Source organism: Mesorhizobium sp. M0587, assembly GCF_040320945.1.
Lineage (GTDB): Bacteria > Pseudomonadota > Alphaproteobacteria > Rhizobiales > Rhizobiaceae > Mesorhizobium.
In genome coordinates this window covers 1-16,208 of the sequence record NZ_JAMYQP010000015.1, presented here as the reverse complement: position 1 = coordinate 16,208, position 16,208 = coordinate 1, and the positions used below count along the sequence as shown (strand labels likewise).

General features: G+C 61.4%; 11 protein-coding genes and 1 pseudogene. 3 read left to right on the top strand and 9 right to left on the bottom strand.

All coding sequences use genetic code 11. The features are described from left to right. Nucleotides 1–13 precede the first annotated feature (13 nt). Nucleotides 14–787, bottom strand: a complete 774-nt coding sequence (locus NKI49_RS15735) for an SDR family NAD(P)-dependent oxidoreductase (RefSeq protein ID WP_352604012.1) — start codon at nucleotides 785–787, stop codon at nucleotides 14–16. A 366-nt stretch (nucleotides 788–1,153) separates the two neighbouring features. On the opposite strand from NKI49_RS15735, the gene NKI49_RS15730 reads away from it, so the two are divergent. Then, nucleotides 1,154–2,437, top strand: coding sequence for an NAD(P)/FAD-dependent oxidoreductase (locus NKI49_RS15730; protein WP_352604014.1), 1,284 nt, complete (start codon nucleotides 1,154–1,156; stop codon nucleotides 2,435–2,437). A 47-nt stretch (nucleotides 2,438–2,484) separates the two neighbouring features. On the opposite strand, the gene NKI49_RS15725 is transcribed toward NKI49_RS15730, so the two are convergent. Together NKI49_RS15725 and NKI49_RS15720 are read right to left on the bottom strand one after the other, a co-directional pair. After that, complete coding sequence (locus tag NKI49_RS15725) at nucleotides 2,485–4,965, bottom strand: DEAD/DEAH box helicase (RefSeq protein ID WP_352604016.1); 2,481 nt, start codon at nucleotides 4,963–4,965, stop codon at nucleotides 2,485–2,487. A gap of 23 nt (nucleotides 4,966–4,988) precedes the next feature. After that, nucleotides 4,989–7,403 (bottom strand): TOTE conflict system archaeo-eukaryotic primase domain-containing protein, encoded by a 2,415-nt coding sequence (locus NKI49_RS15720; RefSeq protein WP_502899549.1) that lies wholly within the window; start codon nucleotides 7,401–7,403, stop codon nucleotides 4,989–4,991. Nucleotides 7,404–7,710: 307 nt separating this feature from the next. Here NKI49_RS15720 and NKI49_RS15715 point away from each other — a divergent pair. Both NKI49_RS15715 and fabF read left to right on the top strand, forming a co-directional pair. Then, nucleotides 7,711–7,924: pseudogene (locus NKI49_RS15715) on the top strand (TetR family transcriptional regulator); the annotation flags it as partial. Between the two features lie 156 nt (nucleotides 7,925–8,080). Continuing rightward, nucleotides 8,081–9,376: a beta-ketoacyl-ACP synthase II gene (fabF, locus tag NKI49_RS15710; RefSeq protein ID WP_352604018.1), complete on the top strand. Its 1,296-nt coding sequence runs from the start codon at nucleotides 8,081–8,083 to the stop codon at nucleotides 9,374–9,376. A gap of 166 nt (nucleotides 9,377–9,542) precedes the next feature. Here the strand turns inward: fabF and NKI49_RS15705 are convergent, their stop codons facing one another. The 6 genes from NKI49_RS15705 to NKI49_RS15680 form a co-directional block, all read right to left on the bottom strand. Beyond that, nucleotides 9,543–10,280, bottom strand: coding sequence for a GGDEF domain-containing protein (locus NKI49_RS15705; protein ID WP_352604020.1), 738 nt, complete (start codon nucleotides 10,278–10,280; stop codon nucleotides 9,543–9,545). 192 nt (nucleotides 10,281–10,472) lie between these two features. Next, nucleotides 10,473–10,862, bottom strand: a complete 390-nt coding sequence (locus NKI49_RS15700; RefSeq protein WP_352604022.1) for a thermonuclease family protein — start codon at nucleotides 10,860–10,862, stop codon at nucleotides 10,473–10,475. A gap of 375 nt (nucleotides 10,863–11,237) precedes the next feature. After that, nucleotides 11,238–12,431, bottom strand: a complete 1,194-nt coding sequence (locus NKI49_RS15695) for an ABC transporter substrate-binding protein (RefSeq protein ID WP_352604024.1) — start codon at nucleotides 12,429–12,431, stop codon at nucleotides 11,238–11,240. 92 nt (nucleotides 12,432–12,523) lie between these two features. After that, nucleotides 12,524–13,282 (bottom strand): lytic transglycosylase domain-containing protein, encoded by a 759-nt coding sequence (locus NKI49_RS15690; RefSeq protein WP_352604026.1) that lies wholly within the window; start codon nucleotides 13,280–13,282, stop codon nucleotides 12,524–12,526. 32 nt (nucleotides 13,283–13,314) lie between these two features. After that, the gene (locus NKI49_RS15685; RefSeq protein ID WP_352604028.1) at nucleotides 13,315–13,683 is read right to left on the bottom strand and encodes a hypothetical protein; all 369 of its coding nucleotides are present in this window, start codon (nucleotides 13,681–13,683) and stop codon (nucleotides 13,315–13,317) included. A gap of 26 nt (nucleotides 13,684–13,709) precedes the next feature. Then, on the bottom strand, nucleotides 13,710–16,208 hold a 2,499-nt coding region (locus NKI49_RS15680; protein ID WP_352695677.1), incomplete at its 5' end, for a beta strand repeat-containing protein.

The following is a 16,208-nucleotide window of genomic DNA, read 5'->3' as shown; positions in this document are numbered from 1 at the left end:
ATGGCGAACTGCCTCAAATCGATGCGAGAAAACCACCATCCACCGGAATGGACTGGCCGGTTATGTAGGCTGCCGCATCCGACGCGAGGAACACGGCAACGCCGTGCAGGTCGCGCAAATCGCCGAAACGGCGCTGCGGAATCTTGGCGAGCATCGAGTGCTGCCATGCTTCGTTGCTGTAGAACACATCCGTCATCGCCGTCCTGAAATAGCCCGGGGCGATGGCGTTGACCCGAATGCCGAGCTCCGCCCACTCCGCCGCAAGGGCGCGGGTCATGCCCAGCAGGCCCGACTTCGACGAGCCATAGGGCACCGCGGTGGGGATTCCGACCTGCGATGTCAGCGAACAGAGATTGATGATGGCGCCGGACCGCCCGGCGTCTCGCATCTGTCGCGCGGCGGCCTGCGCGCAGAAGAACGCACCCTTGAGATTGGTGTCGACGATCCGGTCCCACAGGGCCTCATCGACATCGAGCGATGGCCGAACCTCTTCCATCCCGGCATTGTTGACGAGAATATCGAGACCACCGAGCAGGCCGGCTGCCTCGTCGGTGGCCGCCCGGCACCGGCCGACATCGGTGACGTCGAGAGCGATGGCGTGCGCAACCCCACCGGCCGCGCGGATGGCTGCCGTGGTCTCCTCAAGGGACGCCAGGCTGCGCGCCGTGACGGCGACGTCGGCGCCGGCGGCGCTGAGGGCCTCGGCGATGCTGCGCCCGATGCCACGGCTGGCGCCGGTCACAAGCGCCTTCCTGCCCGACAGGTCGAAAAGAGAAGCATTGCGCATGTGATCCTCCTTGCCGGCGTCGGCCTCGGTGCCGGTTTCGAGACTAGCAATCGCAGCTTATACATACAAGCATGTACATATTAGTTGGACTACCGATGACCGCCGAGGCGGCAACGCGCAACCGCTCGAACACGTCGCTCAAAGCCCTTGCAAGGCGAGATCGAAGAGCAGATCAAGCTCCCGGTCTTCGTCCGGAACGACATCCCCGCGGCGGTCCAATGCATGTTTGGCGTTGCAAAGCGGCTGGACGATTGTTTGTTCTTCTACCTCGGAGCAAGGCAGCAGGTCAGCACGGGCGCGGAGGTGGCATATTGACTTCGGCCATCCTCGGCTTCCCTTGTGGCGGATGTCATGAGAACCCACCATATGCTTGAAAGCAGTCCGCCCAAGAGCCTCTATCGCGAAACGGCCGGCCACACCGGCGACTACCCCGCACTCGGCGGCGCACAACGAGCAAGGGTCGCCATTGTCGGCGGCGGCTTCACCGGTCTTTCGACCGCCTTGCACCTGGCCGAAGCCGGCGACGACGTTGTCGTGATCGAGGCCTGCCAGCCGGGCTGGGGGGCCTCGGGCAGAAACGGGGGTCAGGTCAATCCCGGCCTCAAATACGACCCCGACACGATCGAGGCGATGTTCGGCCCCGATCTCGGCCGGCGGATGGTCGACTTTTCCTATGGCGCACCGGATTTCACGTTCGATCTGATCAAGCGCCTGTCGATCGACTGCGAGGCGCGGCAGAACGGCACTGTCCGTGCCGCCATCCGACCGAAGCCGGCGACCGCGGTGCGGGCTACAGCCGGGCAATGCGAGCGGCGCGGGATGCCAGTCAGCATGCTGGACGCAAAGGCGATGGCGGCGCGAACCGGCGCGGACAGATACATCTGCGGCATGTTCGACGCCCGCGGCGGCGACCTCCATCCGTTGAAATATGCCCTTGGCCTGGCAGCCGCCGCGCAGAATGCCGGAGCGCGGATATTCGGCGGCAGCGAGGTTCTTTCACTGAGCAGGGAGGCCGGACGGTGGATCCTCAAAACCGCGAGCGGTTCTGTCAGCGCCGAGAAGGTTGTTGTCGCGACCAACGGCTATACTGGCGACCTGTGGCCGGGTCTGAAGCAATCGCTCGTCCCGGTGTTCAGCGCCATAGCGGCGACCGAACCGCTGTCGCCTGTGGTCGCAGCTGCCATTCTCCCCGAAAGACCGGTCGTCTATGAAGCCGGCAACATCACCGTCTACTATCGGATCGACGCGCGGAACCGCCTTCTCATGGGCGGCCGCGGACCGATGAGGCCGATCGAAAATGCCGCCGCCGTCGGCTATCTCACCGACTATGCGCTGCGGCTCTGGCCGGCGCTTGCGGGAACGCGCTGGACACATGGCTGGAACGGCCGGGTTGCGATCACCAAGGACCATCTCCTACACGTTCATGAGCCGCAGGACGGCATCCTGGTCTGCCTTGGCTATAATGGCCGCGGTGTTGCCATGGCCTCGGCAATGGGCAGCGCTTTGGCGCGGTGTCTGCGCGGTGACGAGACCGTGCCGTTTCCCATGCCGATATCGCCGCTGAAACCGATCCGGTTTCACCGTTTCTGGCCAGTCGGGGTGAAGGCGGCGATCCTTTCGGGGCGGCTGAAGGACCGGATCGGCTTATGACGTAGAGGGCCGGCCCGACCTGATCGTCTGGCGTTCAGCTCAGTCGGTCACGCATTCTTCCCCCGCAAGCTGTCCGCGAGTGCGGAAAGCGTGTCAGCAAGTTGCCTCGCAACGTCCGGGGGCGGCAGCGGCACTTTGAGATTTTGCGCGCCGGTGGCTGGATCGCGCTCAACCCATGAATGCGCCGGGGCGTTGGGATCGTTGGCGGCCGCCAGCGCGGCGACAAATTGAGAGCCGAACTGCACCAAGACTTGCCATGGATCGGGATCTGTATCGCGCTGTGGTGCTCCGGCCCCATCAGTGCGCGCGACCACCGTCTCGGCGCTTGCATCCGCATCTGCATCTTCGCCGGATCCGGCGTCATCAGTGGCGATATTCCGCACTTCCTCAGCCGGTGTGACGGCCTCGCCCTCACCCATGCGTCCAGTGACATTTTCCACATCTTTCATGAAGCGGTTCAGACGCGAACCGCCGAGCGAAATCTCGCCGCTGCCGCCATCGAGAATTCCTGCCGACAGCGAGCGTTTGAACGCCAGCACCGAAAGCATTCCCTCCTCGATGCTGCCCTTCGCCACGAAATTGACGACTTGCACTGGCCGCACTTGGCCCATGCGATGAATGCGCGCTATGCGCTGTTCGAGGATTGCCGGGTTCCACGGCAAATCCATGTTCACCAACGTCGAGGCATGCTGCAGATTGAGGCCCGTGCTGCCGGCATCCGTGGACAGGAACACGCGGCAGGTGGGATCGTGGCGAAACCGCTCAACCAGAGCCGGGCGTTTGCCCGAGGGCACGCCGCCGTGGAAGCTGACGTAACCAAGCCCACGCGCTTCGAGACGGCGGATGACGATATCATGGGTCCGCGTCCATTGTGAAAACACCACCGCCTTGGCTTCGGGCTCGGCGAACAATTTGTCAAAGAGTGCCGCCAATTCGTCGGCCTTGACGCCATGGTCGGTTTCGCGGTCCAGCAGATAGGTGCTGTTGCACGACATGCGCATGTTCTGCAGGGCACTGGTCAGCCGCCGCTGGTCCATGTCCGACAGGAACCTGGCCTTGCGCCAGCGCTGGACGATTTTCGCCACCACGTCGGCGTTTTCCTGATGATAGAGCATTTGCATCTCTGTCATTGGCACCAACAGGTTCTGGTCGGTCCGGGTGGGCAGTTGCCGCAAAACCTCGGATTTGCGCCGGCGGATCATGACCGGCGCCAGCGTTTGGCCGATCTTCTCCAACCCGGTATAGCCGGTGACGCGCCCGGCTTCGTCCTTGACCTGATGCTCATGCAGCAGCTTCCAGGTCGGTCCCAGCCGGTGCTGATCGACAAACTGGACGATGGAGACCAGTTCCTCCAGCTTGTTTTCCAAAGGCGTCCCGGTAAGCACGATCGCGTAGGAGCTATCGATGCGTTTCAAGGCACGCGCTGCGATTGTGTTCCAGTTTTTGACCCGTTGCGCCTCATCGACGATGACCAGTTCGGGTCCCCATGCGGCGATCAGGTCAAGATCCGGCTTGAGCTTCTCGTAGTTTGTGATCTTGCAGAAACCGTCCGAGGCGTAGTCCTTCTGCCGCTGCGCCCGGCCGCCGTTGATGACACGTGCCGCATCCTCGCCTTTGCGGCCCGAAAACCGCATGATTTCGCTTTGCCACTGGTATTTGAGCGAGGTCGGACAGACCACCAGCACTTTCGAGACGCCAAAATGGCGCGCCAGTATTTCCGTCGCGGCAATTGCCTGTATCGTCTTGCCCAGCCCCATATCGTCACCGATCAGTGCCCGGCCGGTTCGCACCGCGAACAGCGCACCCTCCGCCTGATAGGGGTAGAGCGGCACTTTCAGGAATGCCAGCAGGTCGGGATCGGCGGCTCCGCGTGGGAACAGTTGTTCGAGCTTTGCGGCGCGCCGGTCCGCATCTCGCCTTCCAGCGATGAAATCGAGCGCATCGTCATAGGCCCGCAACTCGTGACCACACTTCGACACCATCGCCATAAAACGCTCAAGCTCGCCAAAGCGATCGTCTGGCAGCATCCCGTCGCGTTCGGCATCGAACAAACCGGCGGCAGCGGCGCTCACCGCCGGCGGGCAGTCCGTTCCGGCGCGAAAATGCACGCGGCGCTTGCCTTCGTTGCGCAAATACAACTCGGAAAATGCAGGCTGGTAGCCGCGCGCAAATGCTGTCTTGGCGCCGCGCTTTTTCTTCAATTTGGCCAGGGTGAATTCGAGGTGCTTGCAGGTGCCCAATTCGCTGGTGGCGTAATCGGGGCACGAACAGAAATTGCCACCTGGCCCCAAGCCTCGGATCGCGACGCGGTAAGTGGATTTCGAAGCTGGATTACTGACCCGAAATTCGGAGAAAAACGGTTCGCTGGTCAGATTTTCAAGCCCGAAATCCTGCTCGCGACCAAACTGGCGGCGCAAGCCGCGTTGCCAGTCCACCGGCGATAGATCGGCGGGCGCGTGGGTGCGCGAGAGCTTAGGTTCGCTGTTCGGCTTGGTCGCGGATTTCAGGCTTTGGCGGTTGGATTTCATCGAAATATTGTTCCAGAAATTTCTCACGAGAAATCAGGCGCAGATGCGGGCGACTCAACTGCGTAACCGAGCGACCGATATCCCGTTCTCCGCTTTGCCGCCATGCGCGCCAAGATCGGCACCTGTTCGTCGACATAGTCGACGACGAGAATCTCGGTCTTCCTGTCATGCAGGCGGTGGAGGCGACCGACGTACTGAGCCAGCGTGCCTCTCCAGGAAATGGGCATCGTGAGGAAGAGCGTGTCAAGCCTCTGATCGTCGAAGCCCTCGCCAAGATAACGTCCCGTGGCGATAATGAGCCGTTCCTGATCGTCAGGCACTCGAAGGACCGACTCTGAAAGCTTGCGCTCAGCCGCAGGCATCCCGCCCCGCAGAACGACAAGATTGCGCACGAACCGGGAAAACCGTCTCTGGAGGTATTCGAGATGATCCCTCCGCTCGGTGAGCACGACAGGTGATCGCCTCGCCTCCAGCGCTTTCAGTACGTCGTCGAAGATCAGGTTGTTGCGCGGCTCGTCCTGCGCGATGGCCGCATAGATCGCTGGCATGGAAGGACGATCCGAGGCTGCCAAAACTGGCGGCAATTGAAACGCTGTCGATCGATGTTTCGCCCGATAAACGATCCCGTGTCCGGCCGTCTGCACGCGAGCATCAACGCGATGTCGAACGGGTCCACATTGCATGAAGATGATCGGGTGATGCCCATCTTTCCGAGTCACGGTCGCCGATAGCCCGAGGACATAGCGTGATTTTGCCCGCCGGGCGACAAGCTCAAAGCTCGCTGCCGAAAGATGGTGACACTCGTCGACGACAAGATGACCGTAATCCGCCACCATGTCCGATACTTCACCGCGACGCACTAGGCTCTGGATTAGCGCGACATCGATGATACCGGTCGGCTTCCTGCGTCCGCCCCCGACGATACCGATGTCCTTCGGATCGACATCGAGAAATGTCCTCAGCCGCTCCATCCATTGGGTGAGCAACTCGCGACGATGGACGAGAACAAGCGCATTGCACGCCCGTTCAGCAATAAGTGCGGCCGCCACAATCGTCTTGCCGAAAGCCGTCGCTGCTGCCAGTACGCCATAGTCATGCGGCGTGAGTGCATCAAATGCCTTAACTTGGGGGGCTTGCAACGTCCCCTGGAATCGCACTCGGCCCGGAAGCGCATTGCCGATCACCCGGAGATCATTCACTTCCACGTCGGCACCCTCACCACCGATCAGCTCAATGGCTTCGTCGAGGCACCCTCGCGGCAATCCTACGTGACGCGCATGAATTTCGGCGCAAGATATGATTCGGGGCTTGCCGAAAGTTGGGATCCGCATGGCTTGCGCACGATAGAACTCAGGATTTTGGAAGGCGGCCAAACGTATGAGCCGTGCTGTCATCTCCGACGGCAAGCCGGTCCGGTCGACGTAGATCTGATCCGCGACCACGATGGTGATCTTGCTCGGCAAGGGAATGCCGATCGGCCTCACTTTTGGACGCCGTGATGGCGTCATGCGCCACGGCTCGCCCACTTCGTCGTCTTCGACCGGCATTCGTACACCCAAAACGCGGCCGCGCATCTCTGCGTCTGTGACAATTTCCGACGCAGCATTGGCGGATAGCCGGGGCATCGCCGCCAGGAATGCCCATTGGTCCTCATGCGGGCGAAGATCCTTGTCGATAAAGACGCTATTGCCGCGTTCGCGCGCCCTGCGCTGCAAAGGCAAGGCGATCAGATTGCCGAACCCGCCGACCGGCATGGTGTCCTGGCTTGGAAAGAAGCGATCGTATGAGGCAAAGCCGATCTCGGGACGGCGTTCCATGGTTTCAGTCAACATTGCAGCGCCAAGCTGTCTCGCTGTGCGAGCCGGAATCGGCTCGGAAAAGAAAATCCAGATGTGACCTCCATTACCGGACCGAGAACGCTCAAGGGCGGCCGGCACCCCATTGGCACGGCATGTTTCGACCATGGCTAACGCATCGGCCGCCCAATCCTCTCCATCGAAATCCGCGACAAGAAACCAACAGGTCTCGTCAGGAAGCAGCGGATAAACGCCAGCGACGAAGTCACTGGCGGATGAGCCTAGGCTGTCGCCGCGTAAGTGCTTTTCGATCACGTCGTCTGAGACTGGGATGAAGGCTTGATGAAGGCATTGGCCGCATTTGACCTTGGGCTTGCCGCATATTCCCCTAACCCACTCATTGGCGCAGGCGGGCGCATAACCAGACCTGGCGACCTTCTGATTTTCCCATCGGAGAGCGAATACGTCAGGACGACCTGCAAAGAGGCGCCGAAAGAGCGCGATCTTATCGGTGCTGGAGGACGTCGTCGTGACGGTCAGTGCGTCTCTGACGGTGTTTGGCTGATGCTCTACCCGCGCTATAGCGGCGTGCTGGTTCAAGAGATCGCCCAACTCTGCCTCGAGCTTGGTACGTTCAGCCATAATCGCGGCTATTTTGGTTCGAATCCGCTCGATCTCGCGCTCAATCTCGGTGCCACCGCTCGACACAGAACAATCTCCTTCAGATGCGTGCGGCGGTTCGGCGAGCCAAACGCCGGCTTGGTCTCAATGCCTCAATGTCGTAACAACGGCAACCGGCGCGCTGACCAGACACGCGGATTTGCGCGCCATGATGATCCGGATCGCGCGGCGCTTCTCCTCCTCGATCCCTATCGCCTCCACCAAATAGATTGCGTTCGACCTCTATATTCGATAGATGTCGATCGCAATTTAATTGCGGAGATCGACTATGCGCGTCACTCGCATTCAGGCAGAGAAAACCGGCAATCGGTAATCAATGTGGCGAGCCGCCTGTTTCGGAAGCACGGCTTTGACGGCATCGGACTCAAGGACCTGATGGAGGGTGCCGGGCTGACGCAGGGCGCGCGTTTTACAAGCAGTTCGCGTCCAAGGACGACCTGGCGGCGCAGGCGTCCGGGCGGACACTTCGTCAACGATCCCGACCTCGCCCAGGATTTTCTGGATGCGGCAACCGCGCAGGTTCGCGCAATCGTCGCCGCCTGAGAGGAATGGCTAATCTTTGCCATCCGCGCGGGTCCGCACGGAACCAAGCCACGGTGTGGGCCGCGCTGGGCTCGCACCCAATGATAGGAGAATAGATGCGACGGATTGTTGTCACAGGAATGGGAGCGGTCACGCCCCTTGCCGCAAAAGTCGAAGCGTCCTGGTCGCGGCTCCTGGCCGGGCGCTCGGGCATCCGGGGACTTTCGGACGATGTGGCGCGAGACCTGCCGGCGAAGGTCGGCGGAATGGTTCCTTCGTCGGAAGAAGACCCCGAAGCTGGTTTCGATCCGAATACCGCCTTTGCGCCGAAAGACCAGCGCAAGGTGGACCGCTTTATTCTCTTCGCCATGGCGGCGGCAGAGGAAGCAGTTGCCCAGGCCGGGTGGGCACCTGTCTCGGAAGCGGACCGCTTGCGTACAGCCACGATCATCGCCTCGGGGATCGGGGGATTTCCGGCCATAACGGAGGCGGTGCGCACGGTCGATCAGCGCGGCGTCCGCCGCCTATCGCCCTTTACGGTACCGTCCTTCCTGGTGAACCTCGCGGCGGGCCACATCTCGATCCGCTACGCCTTCAAAGGTCCAATCGGCGCACCGGTGACTGCATGCGCGGCCGGCATCCAGGCGATCGGCGACGCGGCTCGTCTCATCCGCGCCGGAGAAGCCGATGTTGCCGTGTGCGGCGGAACGGAGGCATGCATAAATACGGTCAGCCTCGGTGGTTTTGCCGCGGCTCGTTCGCTTTCGACCTCCTTCAACCACCGTCCCGACGAGGCCTCTCGGCCATTCGACACGTCGCGGGACGGGTTTGTCATGGGCGAAGGGGCCGGCATCCTGGTCATCGAGGAATTGAGCCATGCGCTTGCGCGCGGCGCCAAACCGCTTGCCGAGCTTGTTGGTTACGGCACGACGGCGGACGCTCACCACGTCACATCCGGTCCCGAGGACGGCGACGGCGCGCGCCGAGCCATGGAGATCGCCATTGCCCAAGCCGGCGTTTCGGCGCGTGAGATTCGCCACCTCAATGCGCACGCGACCTCCACGCCAGTCGGAGATCTGGGAGAAATCGAGGCGATCAAGAGGCTCTTCGGCACAGATCTCGCCATAGCTGTCAGCGGAACAAAGTCGGCGACCGCACACCTGCTCGGCGCCGCCGGCGGGCTTGGTGCCATCTTCACGATCCTGGCGCTCAGAGACCAGATAGCGCCTCCGACCCTTAATCTGAAAGTTCCAGATCCGGCAGGCGAGGGCATCGACTTCGTCGCAAACCAGGCGCGGCCGATGGCGATGGAGTATGCGATCTGCAATGGCTTCGGCTTCGGAGGAGTCAACGCCAGCGCGTTGTTCCGACGCTGGACGGATAAGCAGGGCGACGGGAGCACGATCCAGTAAATACTGAGTGCCTCCTGCCATCGGGTCATTTCGCCGGCGCCACAGCGCTACAAGAAAGGACAGAATGCGCTCCGCAGGACGGTGCACGTGAAACGCGACGGATGAGATGGTCGAGAAGCCAGGGTGACCCGAGCAGCCCCTTCGCGCCGGCGTTCCGCAGCGATCGTCAGCTGTGGAGATGCGTCAGTTCGAATGCGGCTCCGCCCTGGGCGCCGGAGATGCGCTGTTCGGCGGACCGGAACATGTCCGCGAACTCCACCTCGGTTTCAAACACCACGCCGCCGACTTTGATGGTCAGGGCATCCTCCATTCCCTTTGGTGCGAAATAGACTTGCGCGACACGCATCCGGATACGCTCGCCAATTTCCTTGGCTTCTGCTTCGGTCGCACCTGAGAGGAAAACCCCGAACATCGAAGTCCCCATGCGTCCAACCAGATCCTCTGCGCGTACCGATGATCGTATGGTCGAGGCGATGAGCCGCAAGGCCTCGTCGCCCCATTCAAGACCAAAGCGCAGGTTGATGGACCGCAGATGTTCCGGATGAATGACCAGGAAGGCGCCCGATCTCGGACCTGACGCTGATGGCCTTGCTGTTCTTCTTTCGACCATCGACGTGAAGACCGCTCCGTTCAGGCAGCCTGTCAGGGCATCGAAGGTAGCTGACTTGTCGAGTTCCCGGCGATAGCGACGGACCTCCACCTGCTTCAACCCAAGGAACAGAAAAAGCGGAACACCAAGGATGACAGGCAACAGGATTGCCGTGACCATGCTGCGCCCAAACGGCGTCAGTACCTGCGAGAACAGGAGCAGGTAATTCAGGCCAACGGAAAGGGCCAAAATTCCCGCGGTTCCCAGAAAGGTCAGCCAGGCAACGCCTTTCCATGCCCGGGCGGTGGTCACCATAGTCTTTGTCACTGGCCGATCTCCTGTGGATGGGCTGGTATAGGGCCGGCGTGCTGCAATTTCAGTTTAGAGGAACCTTGCAATTTGATCGATCGGCGGAATGAATCATCGAGACCGCGGACAAAAACGGTTTGCCCTGGGAGAAGGCTGCGCCCGCGACGGTTAACAAAATATCAGAGACCGGGTGGCTGACTATGGTGCTGGGCCGAATATCCCCATCTGCGCGTTTCTGGCTGTCGCCTCCGCTTTGCCATAGATGCCGCTCGGCAGCGCCATCGCCCAGCCGTTCGAGACAAGCCAGGCGCCGACATCCTGCTTGCCCAGGCTGCACGGTGCGGCGATGGCAAAACGCTCGACGGCAGGCGGCACGAAACACTTCAGCGACCGTCCCCTTAACCAGGAATTGAAAGCGGCGCGTGCGCGCTGGCCGCAAGGCCAGGTGACGCCGTGAAACGAACACGCTCTGTCGAGGTCGATGCTCTGCACCCCGCTGATGATTACCTTCCGGCCCATCGATTCGAAGATCGCCGACGATGTGGCAACCGGGCGGTAGAGCAGTAGCTCCCGCCAATCCCCAGGCATCGGCGTCTTCGGGGGCACGGCGAGACCGAGTTCGCTGAGCGGCGGACGGGGCTCGACCCTTTCGATCTCCGTGGGATCAAGCCGGGGCGGAGCGATGAGGCCTTGAGCAACCTTGCGTACCGGTCCTCGGTGCCGTGCGTCGGTAGCCGGCGCAGCCGGTCGTCGGATCGGTCGCGTGCCGTCACTATCGTGCGAAGGGGCCAGCACAGGATTGCGCGAAAGCACCAAGACGGGCGGACCGACCGAAAGCATCCTTCCGGCCTCGACGATGAGCAGGACACCGCTCAGAAGCAGGAGACTTCCGAGCCCTATCGCCAAGTGGCTGCGGTCAAGCCTGCCCATCAGCTCGAACAGGTTCCCAGGGCTTCTCGCCGGTCAAAAACCCGACGTCGATTTCGCAACCAGCTTGAGAGCACCTTTTTCAATCCGATAGAACGGCATCGATCGTTCGCTGGATCCGTCAGCCCGAAACCGAAACAGGCCTGTCGACCCACGAAACCCGTTTGGATTCTCGAGAACCTTTTTGCTGAAGCCATCGGGCCCGACCGCGCTGGCGATCCCTGCCGTCAGGGCAACCATGTCATAGGCGTAGGCGACGTTGACGTCGGCCGGGTAGTTATATGTCGTCCTGAAGCGGTCGGCGATCGGCCCGGTTTCGCGCGAATCGAGCGTGGCGATGTATGCCCCCTCGAACAGCGGATCCACGGGATGCTCCAGCCAACGGTTCGTTCCGACCACGGAGATCGCTTTTCCCGGAATGCCCTTTGATTTGAGAGCGGCAAGGATGGGCGAGGGACTGCCGTTGCCGCTGGCCACGATTACGGCGTCGGGGGTTTCCACGAGTGAGCCCATTTCGTCCACCGCCTTCGCGCCACCGTCGCCGGCCGAATACGGGACAGTGACCGTGAGTGCCGCGCCATAGATGCTGAGGCTGTTTGCGACCCGCTTCTCCACGGCGCTGGCGTCGGGGCCGGCTGCGACGAGCAATACAAACTTCTTGCCGCCTTTCGCGGCTATTCCCGCGGCGCCCGCCGCGGCGCTGTCGGCTTCGCCAAGGAGCACGGCATAGACCCCGGCGCCGCCCGCGAAATTGTCGGCAAGCGCCAGAACCGGTGGCCGCTGCGGTCCGGACAGCGTGGCAATATGCTGGGCTGCCGGCAGCTCGGTTGGTCCGATGACGACTTTCGATCCCGTCGTTATGGCCGTTACCGCCAATTTGCTGGCCTGCGCGCTGTCGCCTTTCGTGTCCTCTACCGTCAGTGTAAGCAATCCGCTGCCGATATCGGTCATCGCCAGCTTGGCGGCATCGAGCATCTTCCTGCCGTTTTCCCCTGCCGTTCCGGGGGCGGACAAAGGCAGCAACATCGTGATCTTTGTCGGACCGGAGCCCAGCGACTGGGTCGCCTGTGCCGTGACGGCACCGGCTTCGCCATTCTGCCCGGCGGGCACGGCGATCGCCGCCGGATCGAGCGCTTCGGAAACGCCGCTTTTCGACTGGCAGCCAGACAATGCCATGGCGAGCGCAAAGGCGATTGCCCGCGGACAGTGGACCTGTCGGCCAGCTTCCATGATTGCTCCACCCCCTATGTGCCGCCGGGTATTCTTCCCGGTCTGGTCATAACGCATGTTTACGGCCGACTTGCCATGCTGTCTGTAATTCTTTATCCGCCGAAAAGCTTGGCCCTGAGCGCCTTGATCTGTCGTGCTTGCCCGGCGGTCCGATAGTCGGCGCATTTCATGTATCGTGGCCCGGGCACGAACACGCGGCGCACGCACACACCCCTGCCCTGGGCAGGAGCGCCGCCATCTCCTGCCGTCGGGAACGCCGAAAAGCCGAAGGTCGCCACCGGCAAAGGTCCGGTCACCTCGTACCCTTCCCTGGCCAGGATTGCCCGTGCGCGCTGGCAGTAGCGGACGGAAAGCGCCGAGAACCGGCTTTCATTGTGTCCGGCGCGATACTTCATGACGGTGGTGCACAGGTCGCCCGCGGCGAGGCTGTTTGCCTGGGCAAGATATCTGACGCCGAGCGCGATGTTGGTCGCAGGCGCGCTCAGATCATCGAGCGAGCCCCGAAAGCCGAGCATTCTGGCCGTGGCAGGCATCACCTGCATCAGGCCGATTTCGCCGTCGGCCCCTTGCACGCCGGGATCGAACCCGCTTTCGATCTCCATGACGGCATGCGCCAACACGGGCTCCAGGCCGTAGAGGGAAGCCTGACAGGTCGCGAACGCCTTGAACGTCCGCCGGGTCCACTGCGCGGCCGCCTCGCAATTCGTCGGCCGCGTCACGCCGGACGACGGATGCTGTTCGATGCGAGGCCGTTCCAGCCAGTTGGCGCGGGCCGGCGTGACGATTTGGCTAAAGCCGATCAAAGCGATCGTTCCAGCGATCGCCCTCAAAAATGTTGCGTCGGCGCTCATGACGGCCAACAGGCGTGGCTTGGCCTATGCGGTCAGTGCATGTACTCGACCATGCGATCGTGGAAACACTCGCATTTGTTGAGCGTGTCTTCGTCCTTATAGCTCGTCTTCAGGTAGCCATAGGCCATGCCGCAGGCGACCTTGGCCTCCGACGCCCAGACGAAAACCGGCCGGGACGAGTTGATCCACTCCGAGCTGTTGGCGACCGCGACCGACTCGTCCATCAGCTTGACCACCTGCTCCCTAAGATCGACGATGTTGTCGTTCAGCACCAGGTTGGACGTGCCGACGGTGCGGCAATAGTCGACCGAAGGACCTTCGATGATGTCGGCGGCGTTGAGGCCCGTCGACAAGATCGACATCAGGCCAGCCCCGAAAGCCACACGCAAAAATCTTTTCATGTTTCTCACCCCGTCCCTTTCGCCCCTTAGGCCACGTCCGTCTTGGTGCCGTGGCTGTCATCGTAGAGTATTTTAACTGCTTCGGCGGCGCTGTGGAACGTGTAGTTCTCCAGCACGGCGACCGTATGATAGTTGTCGCCGCCGCCATCGGTATCAACCTTGACTTCGGCGTTCGCCGCATTGGCCGAAGACTGCGCGATCTCCAAGAAACCGCCGGCTTCGAGATCGACGACGCCCGCCAGGCCCTTGAGCAGAGCGGTAAGGTCGATCTTGTCGCCGTTGGCTCCATCGTGGAAGTCCGCGATCAGATCGGCGGCGTCGAGCGAGGCAATGGCGAAGGTCTTCGTACCATCAGTGGCAACGGACGGCTCAGCCGGTGCAACAAGTGAGGTGTCGAGTTCGACCTCGACATAGTTGCCGGTCGTGCCGTCGGCCATCTGGAAGGTTCCGTTGCCTGTCACGGTCTGTCCGTCGATTTCGCCAACAGTCGGAGTAGCCGCTGTGCTGATGGAGACGATACCGTTATCTGCGAGATGTGACAATTCCCCAGCGTCGCTGATGCCGTCGGCGTTGGCGTCCTTCCAGATCAGCAGGCTGTCGAATACGGCGTCGTTGTGGTCGATAACGCTGTCATGGTTGCTGTCGAGCGAAGCCAGCGCTGCCGCGCCGCTGGCAAAGTTGCCACCGCCGAAGGCCGGCGTGAACAACTCGGTGCCGTCGTCGATCTTGCCGTCATGGTTGAGGTCGATCGCCAGCATGCCGTCGTTCGAGGTGTTCCATGCGACCTGATCCTTCGTGCCATCGCCATTCATGTCGAACTGGACCCCGTGGTTGAGGTCGGAGAAGGCGAAGCCATCATGATTGACGTCAAGAATGATGGGGTCGGTGGCGCTATTGTAGACAACGAAATCCGTGACGGTGACCGCGTTGAGCTGCGCGATTGTGGTGATGTTGTCGAAGGTTGCGACCTTGGTGCGGTCCGCAGCGTCGTTCCAATTCGTATCGAACCAAAGTTCGCCATGTACGGTGGTCGAGTTGAAGACAAGCACATAGGTGTTGGCTGCCATCGCGGCTGTCGCCGCCGCGATCTCGGCTGACGTCTGCGCCACGTTGATTTGAACGACGTGCGCCGAGTCGCCGGCTGTGAGGGCGGAGATCGATCCCCGCACCGCAAAGTCGCTGGCATTGAGGGTCGCGCCGGCGGAGGTTCCGATCGTATTGACGAAATTGACGCTGCCGCCTCCGGTCGAATTCGTGTCCAGCAGACCGATCTTGTCCGTCCCGACCACGAAGTCCTTGATGGTATCCGTCCCGGTGTTGGTCGCCAGCCGGAATTGATCGATACCGGTGCCGCCAATGAGGACATCGTTACCGCCGCCGCCGCAGATCGTGTCGTTGGCGGAACCTCCGGTCATGATTTCATCGCTTGCTGTGCCTTGCAGCGTATAACCAGGACCTTCGCCGCCCTGCAGGAGGACGCTCAGCGTAGCTGGCGCACTTACGTCACCATCCCCATCCCGCGCCGCAATATCGAAGTGGAGCGGCTGATCTTCGGGGACGACAGTCGTGACGAGCTGTACCCCGTCAATTCTGGCATTTCCCTTGCCGTTCTGGTCGGTAAACCATACTTCGATCGACGCGAACTCGCCCGGCGGGTTTATTGTAATGAATCCGGTGCTCGGCGACTGTACAACCGTAAAGGTTTGAGAACCCGATCCAGCGTTGAAGCCAGTACCCCCCGAAATCGGATTTCCATTCGCGTCGAACGCGCGCCAGTTGACCACCATGGTCGTGGTGCCGCCGCCGCCGTTTCGATCCATCTCGAACGTCAACGCGTCCGCAACTGTGGGATTTCCGTTTGATGTGACCTTAACAAAGAATCCTTCGTTGTTCTCGATCGTCGTTTGGTCTGTTGAACCACCTATGCCGAAACCAGTACCTGTCGGCTTGACGTTGTCAGCGTTGTCACCTTGGCCTAGGTCGACCAAAGTCGTTCCGTTGAAGATACCGCCATTGAACGTCAGCTCGTAACTGCCGGCAGGTACCGTCAATGTCTCACCGCCGCCGCCACCAATTGCCGAGCTGAAATCGAGTGGAATGGAGATGACAGGACGCTCAGTGTAGGTCAGGGTATAGGTGTTGTCGGTATCATTCAGGCTGAGTTTGAAAAACTCCTGGGTTTCGCCCGCGTCATGGATGCCGTCATTGTTGGTATCGATGAAGGCCGTAAGCGTTTGACCGTCGGTTGACAGAACTTCGACAATCCCAGGCAGGTTATCATAGCCGGTGATGACCAGCGCGGAACCGGCATCCGGCCCATCTGCTCCATACTGAACATCGATATGGCCGGTAACAGTGCCAGTCGTATTAGCTGCGATTGCATTCTGGATCGAATTCAGCACAGGCACGTCGTCTTGCACATTGATATTGACGATGCCGGTGGTGGCGTCGCCGTCGGTATCGGTCGCGACGACCCCGACATTGCCGATCGAGCTGATCTGAGCACCATTTGCCACAATGTGCTG

Bases quoted from the DNA above. Each gene is read 5' to 3' on its own strand.
- NKI49_RS15735 (WP_352604012.1), bottom strand. From the start codon at position 787: ATGCGCAATGCTTCTCTTTTCGACCTGTCGGGCAGGAAGGCGCTTGTG.
- NKI49_RS15730 (WP_352604014.1), top strand. From the start codon at position 1,154: ATGCTTGAAAGCAGTCCGCCCAAGAGCCTCTATCGCGAAACGGCCGGC.
- NKI49_RS15725 (WP_352604016.1), bottom strand. From the start codon at position 4,965: ATGAAATCCAACCGCCAAAGCCTGAAATCCGCGACCAAGCCGAACAGC.
- NKI49_RS15720 (WP_502899549.1), bottom strand. From the start codon at position 7,403: ATGGCTGAACGTACCAAGCTCGAGGCAGAGTTGGGCGATCTCTTGAAC.
- fabF (WP_352604018.1), top strand. From the start codon at position 8,081: ATGCGACGGATTGTTGTCACAGGAATGGGAGCGGTCACGCCCCTTGCC.
- NKI49_RS15705 (WP_352604020.1), bottom strand. From the start codon at position 10,280: ATGGTGACCACCGCCCGGGCATGGAAAGGCGTTGCCTGGCTGACCTTT.
- NKI49_RS15700 (WP_352604022.1), bottom strand. From the start codon at position 10,862: ATGCCTGGGGATTGGCGGGAGCTACTGCTCTACCGCCCGGTTGCCACA.
- NKI49_RS15695 (WP_352604024.1), bottom strand. From the start codon at position 12,431: ATGGAAGCTGGCCGACAGGTCCACTGTCCGCGGGCAATCGCCTTTGCG.
- NKI49_RS15690 (WP_352604026.1), bottom strand. From the start codon at position 13,282: ATGAGCGCCGACGCAACATTTTTGAGGGCGATCGCTGGAACGATCGCT.
- NKI49_RS15685 (WP_352604028.1), bottom strand. From the start codon at position 13,683: ATGAAAAGATTTTTGCGTGTGGCTTTCGGGGCTGGCCTGATGTCGATC.